The organism is Corallococcus terminator, assembly GCF_003611635.1.
GTDB lineage: Bacteria > Myxococcota > Myxococcia > Myxococcales > Myxococcaceae > Corallococcus > Corallococcus terminator.
The window spans coordinates 1-10,162 of sequence record NZ_RAVZ01000343.1; the positions used below are offsets into that span (position 1 = coordinate 1).

At 69.6% G+C, this 10,162-nt stretch carries 5 protein-coding genes; all 5 read right to left on the reverse strand.

Annotated elements, in window-relative coordinates; genetic code table 11:
- Positions 1-329: 329 nt before the first annotated feature.
- The 5 genes from sppA to D7V88_RS33905 all read right to left on the reverse strand — a co-directional run bounded on the left by sppA (position 330) and on the right by D7V88_RS33905 (position 9,895).
- The gene (sppA, locus tag D7V88_RS33885) at positions 330-2,813 is read right to left on the reverse strand and encodes a signal peptide peptidase SppA (RefSeq protein ID WP_120544756.1); all 2,484 of its coding nucleotides are present in this window, start codon (positions 2,811-2,813) and stop codon (positions 330-332) included.
- 48 nt (positions 2,814-2,861) lie between these two features.
- Complete coding sequence (locus D7V88_RS33890; protein WP_120544757.1) at positions 2,862-4,070, reverse strand: PEGA domain-containing protein; 1,209 nt, start codon at positions 4,068-4,070, stop codon at positions 2,862-2,864.
- Positions 4,071-4,098: 28 nt separating this feature from the next.
- Positions 4,099-5,454: a PEGA domain-containing protein gene (locus D7V88_RS33895; protein WP_120544758.1), complete on the reverse strand. Its 1,356-nt coding sequence runs from the start codon at positions 5,452-5,454 to the stop codon at positions 4,099-4,101.
- Between the two features lie 117 nt (positions 5,455-5,571).
- Complete coding sequence (locus D7V88_RS33900) at positions 5,572-7,503, reverse strand: DNA gyrase/topoisomerase IV subunit B (RefSeq protein ID WP_120544759.1); 1,932 nt, start codon at positions 7,501-7,503, stop codon at positions 5,572-5,574.
- Between the two features lie 10 nt (positions 7,504-7,513).
- Positions 7,514-9,895, reverse strand: a complete 2,382-nt coding sequence (locus D7V88_RS33905; protein WP_208726633.1) for a DNA gyrase/topoisomerase IV subunit A — start codon at positions 9,893-9,895, stop codon at positions 7,514-7,516.
- Between the last annotated feature and the right edge of the window lie 267 nt (positions 9,896-10,162).

A 10,162-nucleotide genomic window follows, 5' to 3' on the forward strand; every position in this document is an offset into this window, starting at 1 on the left:
GGCGGCCACGGGCGGCGGCGGCGGGTTGCGGGTCTCGGGGTTGTCGGAATTCTCGCTCATGGGGCTCCACGCCATGACGGCCCTGGAGGGCGGCGGCCACAGGGGGTCGCCGGGGACGTCAGGAGGCAGGTTTTTGGGACAGGAAGCCGGACGCGGGGCCTGCGAGAAGGCCGAAACCGCCGGTTCCTGAAACCCCCCGACGGCCCTAGCGCCGGCCGGGAGGCACTCACCACCCTAACAGAGGGCCTGGAGTCAGCGCCCCAAATTTCGCCGCCCGTGCGCGTGACGTGTTCTCCGGGCGACCTCCCGGGTTCCTTCCAGGGGGCTTTTCAGCGGATGCGCACCGTGAAGGGGAGCATGGCCTTCAGGCCGGGACGCAGCAGCTCGGGCGACCCCAGGCCCACCTCCCGGGCGAGCGACGACAGGGCCTCCGGCGGACGCTCCGACAGCGCGGGCAGCAGCAGCCCCGCGAGCGCGTGCACCCCGGGTTCGCCGCCTAGGCCGGACAGGAAGCCGCGCGCGCCGCCCATCACGTCCAGGTCCAGCTCCTCCGAAGGGGCGATCTTCGCGCGCTTGCGGGCCGCGGCCACCGCTTCGTTCAGGCCGCCCAGGCCGTCCACCAGTCCCCGCGCGAGCGCGTCCTGGCCGCTCCACACCCGGCCCCGGGCCACGGCGTCCACCTTCGCCTTGTCCATCTTCCGGTTGAGCGCGACCTCGGTGATGAACGTGTCGTAGGAGTCATCCACCCAGGCCTGCACCGCGACCTGCTGCTCCGGCGTCCACGGCCGCCACCACTCCAGCAGGTCCGCCATGTCGCCGCGCTTCACGGTCTCCTGGTTCAGGCCCAGCTTGGCGCCCAGGCCCTCCAGCGCGGGCTTCACGTAGTAGATGCCGATGCTGCCGGTGAGCGTGGTGGGCTCCGCCAGCACTTCATCCGCGCCCACCGCCGCGTAGTAGCCACCGGACGCCGCCGCGTCGCCCATGGACGCGATGACGGGCTTGTGCCGCTTCGCCTCCAGCACCGCGCGGTACATCAGGTCCGAGGCCAGCACGTCGCCGCCGCCCGAGTCCACGCGCAGCACGATGGCCACCACGGACGGGTCTTCCTGCGCCTGGGCGAGCGCGCGCACCACCGTCTCCGCGCCCGCGATGCGCGCGAAGCCCAGCGGATCCTCGCGGCTGCGGCCCCCGGTGATGTCACCCAGGATCGGCACCACCGCGATGCGGCGGCGCAGCCCCCAGCGGTCCTCGCGCTCGTCGCGCGGGGCGTACGTCGGATGGAAGCGCAGGCCCGGGAACCACTCCGCGACGCGCGCGTCCAGCTCCGTCGCGGACACCACGCCATCCAGCAGGCCCGCGTCCTTCGCCCGGCGCGAGGACAGGATGCCCCCCGTCCACGCCGCGCGCAGCTTCTCCGGCGACAGCTTGCGCCCCGCCTCCACGGCCTTGTCGTTGTGCGCGACGAGGACGTCCAGGTACGCGTCCAGCGTCTCCTTCTCCGCGGGGCTCATGTCCGAACGGGTGAGCTGCTCGGTCGCCGTCTTGTACTCACCCACGCGCGCCACGTCCCAGTGCACGCCCAGCTTGTCCATGGTGCCGCCCACCGACATCACGCTCAGGGCCAGGCCGTTGATGGGCAGGGAGGCCTCCGTCAGCGCGTACACGCCGTCCGCCGCGGACGCCACCAGGTAGGCGCGGTCATCCCCCGACAGCATCACCACCACGACCTTCTTGCCCGCCTGCCGCAGCCGCAGGAAGGCCTGGCGCAATTCCTCCGCGCCGCCCCAGCCCACGCCGGGCAGGCCCTCCATCTTCACCACCACGCCCTTCAGGCGCTCGTCGCGCGTGGCCATGTCCAGGAACTTGAGCAGGCGCAGGTACGGGTCCGACTCGCTCACGCCCAGCACCGACAGCACCGGGCTCACGCCGCCCGACAGCATGTCGTCCAGGTCCAACAGCGTCACGACGCCGCTGGAGCCGTGCACGGAGCGGTAGCGCTCCGACGACAGGCGCAGTTGCAGCACGTGGTCCAGGCCATTGCCCGCGCCGCCCGCCGCGTACGTCAGGCCCGCGTGGCCCAGGTCCACCGTGGCGGAGAACTGGAGCGCAAGCGGGATGCCGCTGACGAAACCGTGCGACAGGCCGCCGCCCAGCCTCAGGCCGCGCAGCACCTCCGCCTGCACCGTGTAGGTGGCCAGGCCTTCGCGGAAGCCGCCTTCGGAGAAGAGCCAGTCCACGCCCAGCGTGTAGCGCTCGTCCAGGGGACGCAGGCCCACGCCGAAGTTGTAGCGGCGCGGCAGCTTGAGGCCGTCGCTTTCGGGGGCGTTCAGGTCCCTGGCCACCGCGGCCAGCGACAGGAAGCGGGCGGGGCGCGCGGTGACGCCCACGTCCCAGCTCGTGAGGCCGCCAATGGCGCGGTCATCGGAGCTGAAGTCGTGGAGGGCCGCGCCCAGTTGCAGCGTGCGGGGCCCCAGGGACAGGCCGAAGGACGTCTTGCGGTAGTCCGGGGCGTTCTCACCGCGGATCCACTCCAGGGAGAAGCCCGCGCCCAGGCCCAGGAAGTGGGTGCCCAGGAACACGGCGTCGCCCACGGAGTCCGACTCCAGGTTGCGCTCGTGCAGGTAGAAGAGCTGGCCCGAGTCGAGGAAGCCCAGGCCGGCGGGGTTGAGCGACAGCGCGGGCGCTTCGTCCACGAGCGCCGCGTTGGTGGGCGGCAGCGTGACGCCCCGGGGCGGGGCGGCCGTGTTGCTGACGGTGCCCGTCTGGGCGAGCGCGAACGTCGGGAGGAGGGTCAACAGCGGCAGGAGTCGCATACGGCCCGGGACTCTAGGGACAGTCCGCCCCGGGACAAGCGCTGGCTGCTACCAGTCCTCGGTTCCCGACATCGAATCCAACGGATCATCGCCGGATTGCCGCTTCTCGGACTGTTTGCGCTGTCCGCCGCGGTCCTCCGCGCTCCAGTCCTCCGCGCCGCTCTTGCCATCCAGCGGGTCGCGGACCTTCATGACCTTCTCGCCCTCGGTGTTGATGAGCTGGTTGACCACCCGCTCCATCTCCAGCTTGAGCTGCCCGTATTCGTCGCCCTGGAGCACCAGCCGCTTGGAGCCCAGGCGCTTGCCGCTCTTCACGTCGAAGAGGCCCACCGCCAGCTCCGTGCCCCGCTCCGGGATGACGCGCACGGTGCCGACGAGCGTCCGGTCCAACCCCAGCGACTTGCCCAGCGCCACCACGGCGTTGGCCGGCTTGTCGCTGGGACGCGACATGTCGCCCAGCACCTTGTCCAACTGCACGTCGTAGGCCTTGTAGGTGGCCGTCGGGACGAGCGATGCGCTGACCTCCATGTCGTCTGGGGTGACTTCCGCGATCTGCCCGAACTGGCGGAAGCCGGGGCGCTCCATGCGCACCAGGTGCTTGCCCACGGGAAGGGCGGGCACCGTCATGGGCGTGTAGCCCACCGCCTCGCCGTCCACGAAGACGCGAGCGCCCGCGGGTCGCGACTTGAAGGTGGCGGTGCCGCGAAGCTGCGCGGTGCGGCTGGTCGCCACCTGCGCGCGCAGCCCGATGAACTCCCGGCTGAAGCGCTTGGGGCTCAGCTCGAAGGTGGGGTTGAGCGCCATCAGGTCCATGAGCAGCAGCTTCGCCTCCTCCACGTCGCCCCGCAGTTGGAGGATGGCGCTGTGCATCGCCAGCGCGTCGCACAGCGGAAAGCACGAGCGCATCGCCGCGACCGAACCGTCCAGCTCCTTGAGCGTCGCGCGCACCTTGCGCTCCGCGTCCTCGTACTCGCGCGCTTCGAAGGCCTTGAGGCTCTCCTCGAAGCCCTTCTTCGCGCGCTGGAGCGACGCCTGGGCCGCCGCGTCGTCCGGCAGGCCGAACAGGTCGCGGGGCTTCTTCACGGAGTAGTTCGCGAAGTTGCCCAGCGCGTCGTTCATGTAGCCCTCCATCTGCACCCCCGAGGACTCGGATGACGGGTCCATGGGGATGATCAGCGCGGAGATGCGGCCCGGTGGAGGAGAGGACGACAGCGCCAGGGCGGGCAGCAGCAAGAACGCGAGCGAGAGGGCTTTCATGGGGAGTCCTGGAAGCTGGACGTGGTGGCTAGAAGGAAATTCCACCGGGCAGCCCGTTGACGGGATTGAAGCCGCTGCCGCGGTCCGTCGTGGCCACGTACACCACGCCCGCGGTCACCGCCGCGACGCCCGCCGCCGCGGCCCAGAACCAGGGCTTGCGCAGCACCGAGTCCCCGGACGCCACCGACTCGTTGTCGTCGGAGGAGCGGCCCTTGGGCAGGGCGGCGCCGGTGAGGAAGGTGTGCACCTGGTCGGCCGCCGCGTTCGCGCTGTACTTGCCGTCGCGCTTGGTGAAGTCCACCTCCACGTCGCGCAGCCGGTTCTTCGTGCGCAGGTCCCACGCCTGCACCTCGCCGTGCATCCGGCCCTTCTTGTCCTGGTACGCCGCCGCCAGCACCACGTAGCGCGCGTTGAGCCGCTCGCCGATGGCGCCCACTTCCGGCGGAACGCCGTCCGCGGAGAAGGCCTGCTCCGTGCCGGCCTTGGCCGCCGCGTCACGCAGCGCGGACAGGCCGGGCGCGGGCGCGAGCTTCGCCTTCACCTCGGCGGACGCGGAGGACTTCACCTCCGTGTACGACGCGGACGGGGCATAGCCCGGCAGCACCACCTGCACGGGGTAGCGGCCCGGCGCCAGCTTGAGGCCGGTGAGCGGCGTCGCGCCCACGTCACGGCCGCGCACCAGCACGCGCGCGCCCTGCGGCTGGGACGTCACCACCAGCGAGCCCTGGGGCTGCGCCTCCAGCTCCTTCTGCGCCTCCGTGAACACCCGCTGCACGTCCTGGCCGAACTGCCCTGCGTCCGGGCGCAGCGACGGCTCCGCCACCAGCGCGTTCGTGAAGGACACCTTCGCGCCCGCCACGTCGCCGTTGAGCAACTGGGACGCACCCTGGAAGAGGAACGCCTCGCCCAGCTTCTCCGCGCGCAGGTCCCCGGGCCGCTGCACGTAGGTGTCCGCGGCCTCCTTGAACTTCACCGCCGCGGTGTCCGGGTCCAGGTTGTCGTACGCGGAGCGGCCCTCGTCGAAGAGCGCGTCGCCCTTGGGGATGCCCTGCGGTTCCGACGCCGGGAAGGCCGCCGCCAGGTCCACGAACCGCACGTCGCCCGCGGCGCCCAGCTTCCGGGACAGCGCGTCCTCCAGCTTCGCCGCCTGGTCCGAGGCCGCCGGCTGGCGGGCCACGCCGAACAGCGCCACGTCGCTGGACACGGCCTTGCGCGCGGAGCCCAGGGGGTCCGCCGAGGGGCCCGGTTCGTCCGGAGGGGTGAAGGTGTCCTCGGGCGCCGGTACGGGCTTCGTCGCGGAGGGCCGCTTCTTCTTGGCGGTCTTGCGCTTGGTGGCGGCGTCGGCAACAGGGGCGCTCAGCACGCAGGCGAGCGCGAAAGTCATGGCAAGGCGGGTCGTGTTCACGATTCCACCGATGCTAGCCGACCGGCGGGTCAGAAGACCAATGCCTCTCCCGGGACGGCCGCTACCGTCCCGGGGTGAGCCTGGACTCCCGTTTTTTCAGACGTCGAGTTCCTGCACTTCGCCGGCCATCTCGGTGATGAACTTGTAACGCGCGGAGACATCCTTGCCCATCAGGTCGTTGATGATGCGGTCCGTCTCCAGGGCGTTGTCGATGGTGACGCGCAGGCTGATGCGGTTCTTCGCATCGAGCGTCGTCTCCTTCAGCTCGTCGGCGGTCATCTCGCCCAGACCCTTGAAGCGCATGATGCTGGGCTTGGCGTTGCCCCGGACCTTTTCGCGGATGATGCGGTCGCGGTCCGGTTCGTCCAGGGCCCAGTACGTCTCCTTGCCGATGTCCACCCGGTACAGCGGGGGCTGGGCGATGTGCACCGCGCCCGCCTCGATGAGGGGCCGCAGGTGGCGGTAGAAGAACGTGAGCAGCAGCGTGGCGATGTGGTGGCCGTCGCTGTCGGCGTCCATCAGCAGGAAGACGCGGCCGTACCGCAGCTTCGTGATGTCGAAGTCCGCGCCGATGCCGCACCCCAGCGCGCTGACGATGTCCTGGAGTTCCTTGTTGCCGGCCACCTTGTCGGTGGACGCCTGCTCGGCGTTGAGCACCTTGCCGCGCAGGGGGAGGATGGCCTGGGTGCGCCGGTCGCGGCCCTGCTTGGCGGAGCCGCCTGCGGAGTCACCTTCCACGATGAACAGCTCGCTGGACTGCGGATCCGTGGACGAGCAGTCCGCCAGCTTCCCGGGCAGGTTGAGCCGGTGGCTCACCGCCGTCTTGCGGTTGATGGCGGCGGAGGCCGCGCGGGACGCTTCGCGCGCGCGGGCGGCCAGGATGATGCGCGCCAGCAACGCTTCCGCGATGGACTTGTTGTCGTTGAGCCACTTCTCCAGGGCCGGCCGGACGGCGCCGTCCACCTGGGCCGTGGTCTCCGGGTTGTTGAGGCGGCCCTTCGTCTGGCCCTGGAACTGGGGCTCCACCACGTACACGGACAGGATGGCGGTGATGCCCTCGCGGATGTCCTCCGCGGTGAGCGTCACGCCCTTGGGCGTCAAATCGTGCGTGTCGATGTAGTTGCGCATCGCCTTGACGATGGCCGCCCTCAACCCCGCCTCGTGCGTGCCGCCCATGGCCGTGGGGATGCCGTTGACGTACGAGCGCACGTGCTCGTCCGTGGCCTCCGTCCACGCCAGCGCCACCTCCAGCCGGACCTCGTTGTCGCGCGCGTAATAGAACGGCGTGCTGCCCGTGGGGACGATGGGCTTCTGCCGCTCCGACACGACCTTGGTGAGGTACTCGGCGATGCCGCCGTCGTGCTTGTACGTCACCGTGGTGTGGGGCGTGGCCGTCTCATCCTTCCAGATGACGGTCATGCCCTTGTGCAGGTAGCTCTTCGCCTCCAGCCGTTCGCGCACGGCCTCCGCGTCGAACTTCTGCTTCTCCCCGAAGATCTCCGCGTCGGGTTCGAAGGTGATGGACGTGCCGGTGCCGCGCGCGGGGCCTTCCACCTTCAGGGGGCTGGTGGCCTTGCCGCGCGCGTACGACTGCACGTGGCGCTTGCTGTCGCGTTTGATCTCCACCAGCAGCTTGCTGGAGAGCGCGTTCACCACGGAGCTGCCCACGCCGTGCAGACCGCCGGAGTGGATGTAGTTGCCCTGTTCGAACTTGCCGCCCGAGTGGAGCGTCGTGAGGATGACCTCCAACGCGGGCTTCTTGTGCTTGGGCATCATGTCCACCGGGATGCCGCGCCCGTTGTCCACGACGGTGATGGATTTGGCGCCCTTGTGGAGCGTGACTTCGACGGTGGTGGCGTAGCCGTTGATGACCTCGTCCACCGAGTTGTCGAGGATCTCCCACAAGAGGTGGTGGTAGCCCGTGGTGTCGGTGCCACCGATGTACATGGCCGGGCGCTTGCGCACCGGCTCCAGGCCTTCCAGCACCTGGATGTCCGCGCCTGTGTAGCTTTCCTTCTTGGTCGCCATGGCCTTCCCGCTACTCCTTCTTCTCCGGCAGCGGCACGAAGGTGACGGGACGCGCCACCTCCTTCACCGTGTCGCGCTTGGACATCTCGTGGCCCTTGCCGCCGCGCGCCGTCACCGTGAACTTCGCCGGTGACAGGTGCAGCTTGCGGCCCTTCTGCGTCTCGAATTCCAGCGTGGCGTCCTTCTGGTTGGCGGGCGCCGCGAGGAAGTCCACCACCCGGTCGCCCGGCTCCACCTTGATGACCTGGACGCCCTTGCCGGGACCGGCCAGCTCATTGACCTCCGCCACCTTGCACACGAGCGCGCTCGTCTTCTCCGTGAGGACCGCGAGCAGGTCGCGGTCGCCCACCGGCTGCGTGCCGATGATTTCGTCGCCCTCGCCCGTCTTCGCGTAGCGGCGGCCGGCGCGGGTGGACACTTCCGAGTGGGGCGCGAGCAACACGCGCATGCCCAGGCCCAGGCGCGTCACCGCCACCAGCTTCGCCGGCTGGGGCAGGCGCGGATCCAACGACAGGGCGCCCACCACGCGCTCGTTGTCGTCGAACTTGAACAGCTTCTGCACCGGGTCGCCGTAGCCGGTGGACGCGGGCACGTCGTTGAAGCGGGTGACGTAGGCGGTGCCCAGGTTGGTGAACAGCACCAGGTTCGTCTTCAGGCTGCCCGCGAGCACCGCCATCACCGCGTCGCCTTCACGCAGGCGGGTGGTGGAGGGGTCCTTCACCTCGCGCACGCGCTTGATCCACCCGTCGCGGGTGATGACCACGTGGGCGTCCTCGTCCGCGATGAACGCCTCCGCGGAGAACTCCACCTCTTCGGAACCGGCGCCGCCAATGCGCGTGCGGCGCTTGTCGTTGTACGCCGCCTTCATGCCGGTGAGCTCGTCGCGGATGACGGCCCAGCGCTTCTTCACGTCCTTGAGGATGCCCTCGATGCGCTTGATCTCCGCGCGCTTCTCCTTGAGGTCCTTCTGGACGACCAGGATCTCCAGGCGCGCCAGCTTGTAGAGCTTCATCTCCAGGATGGCTTCGACCTGGATCTCATCCAGCTTGAAGCGGGTCATCAGCTTCTGGGCCGCGTCCTGCTTGCCCTCGGACTGGCGGATGATGCGGATCATCTCGTCCAGCGCGTCGTAGGCCTTCTCGAAGCCCTCGAGGATGTGGACGCGGCGCTTGAGCTCCGCCAGCTCGTGCTCGAAGCGCTTGGTGACGATCTCCAGGCGGAACTCCAGGAAGTACTGGAGGATGCTCTTGAGGTCGAGCCGCTTGGGCGTGCCGACGTCCGGGTTCTCCGACGGGACGAGGCAGGTGAGGTTCACGCCGAAGGTCGTCTGCAGGGGCGTGTGCTTGTAGAGGTACGCCATCACCAGCTCCGGGCTGGCGTCCTTCTTCAGCTCCAGGACGATGCGCACGTCCTTGGTGGACTCGTCGCGCACGTCGGTGATGAGTGGCAGCTTGCGCTCGCGCACCAGCTCGCCAATCTTCGCGACGAGGGTGGACTTGTTCACCGTGTACGGGATGGAGGTGACGACGATCATCTGACCGCCGCGCTTCAACTCCTCCAGCTTGTATTCGCCGCGGATGCGGACGCCGCCCTGGCCCGTCTCGTAGATCTCCCGCAGCTCCGGCTTGCTGTTGAGGATCTGCCCGCCGGTGGGGAAGTCCGGGCCCTTGATCCACTTGAGCAGGTCCTTGACCTGGAGCTCCGGGTTCTCGATGAGGGCCAGCAGCGCGTCCACCAGCTCGCCCAGGTGGTGGGGCGGGATGTTGGTGGCCATGCCCACCGCGATGCCGGTGGTGCCGTTCATCAAGAGCTGGGGCACGCGCGCGGGGATGACGACGGGCTCGTCCCGGGTGCCGTCGTAGTTGGGCCGGAAGCGGACCGTCTTGCTGTCCAGTTCGCCCAAAAGCTCCGTGGCCAGCTTCTCCAGGCGGCACTCGGTGTAGCGGTAGGCGGCGGCGGAGTCGCCGTCGAGCGAGCCGAAGTTGCCGTGGCCGTCCACCAGCGGGTAGCGCAGGGAGAAGTCCTGGGCCATGCGGACCAGGGCGTCGTAGATGGCCGTGTCGCCGTGCGGGTGGTAGCGGCCCATGATGGCGCCGACGACCTGGGCGCACTTCTGGTACTTGGTGTCGAACGACAGGTTCAGGTCGTTCCACATCCCGTAGAGGATGCGGCGCTGCACCGGCTTGAGGCCGTCGCGCACGTCGGGCAGGGCGCGCGAGGTGATGACCGACAGGGCGTAGTTCAGGTAGCGCCGGCGGGCTTCCTCGGCCAGGCCCGCGGGGATGCTGCCGTCACCACCGCCAGCGCCAGACGCGCCGCCGCCTCCCTTGCCTCCGCCCCCTGCCGGGCCTCCCTGCTTCTTGCGCGTCTTCGTATCGGCGTCTGCGAGCATGGTCATGAAATCCAGATGGGTTTTACGGGTCCGCCCCCACCCATGACGCGGCGCACGGCCTGTCAGCGCGCCACGACCAGTCGGGTTGGACCATCAACGTCAGGTCGGCGGGACTACCATGGCCCCCTGACATTGAGAACGAATTCGGGAGGTTGCGTCGGCTCCGGCGCGCGAATCCTGCACGTCCGTGCAGTCCTCCGCAAGATTGAAACGCGCCGCCAACCCCCCGGAATTCCGAGGGGTGCGAGGACGCTCACGGGCCTGACG

What these genes read in the sequence shown, in the direction of transcription:
- sppA (WP_120544756.1), bottom strand. Translation starts at nt 2,813, where the DNA reads ATGCGACTCCTGCCGCTGTTGACCCTCCTCCCGACGTTCGCGCTCGCC.
- D7V88_RS33890 (WP_120544757.1), bottom strand. Translation starts at nt 4,070, where the DNA reads ATGAAAGCCCTCTCGCTCGCGTTCTTGCTGCTGCCCGCCCTGGCGCTG.
- D7V88_RS33895 (WP_120544758.1), bottom strand. Translation starts at nt 5,454, where the DNA reads ATGACTTTCGCGCTCGCCTGCGTGCTGAGCGCCCCTGTTGCCGACGCC.
- D7V88_RS33900 (WP_120544759.1), bottom strand. Translation starts at nt 7,503, where the DNA reads ATGGCGACCAAGAAGGAAAGCTACACAGGCGCGGACATCCAGGTGCTG.
- D7V88_RS33905 (WP_208726633.1), bottom strand. Translation starts at nt 9,895, where the DNA reads ATGCTCGCAGACGCCGATACGAAGACGCGCAAGAAGCAGGGAGGCCCG.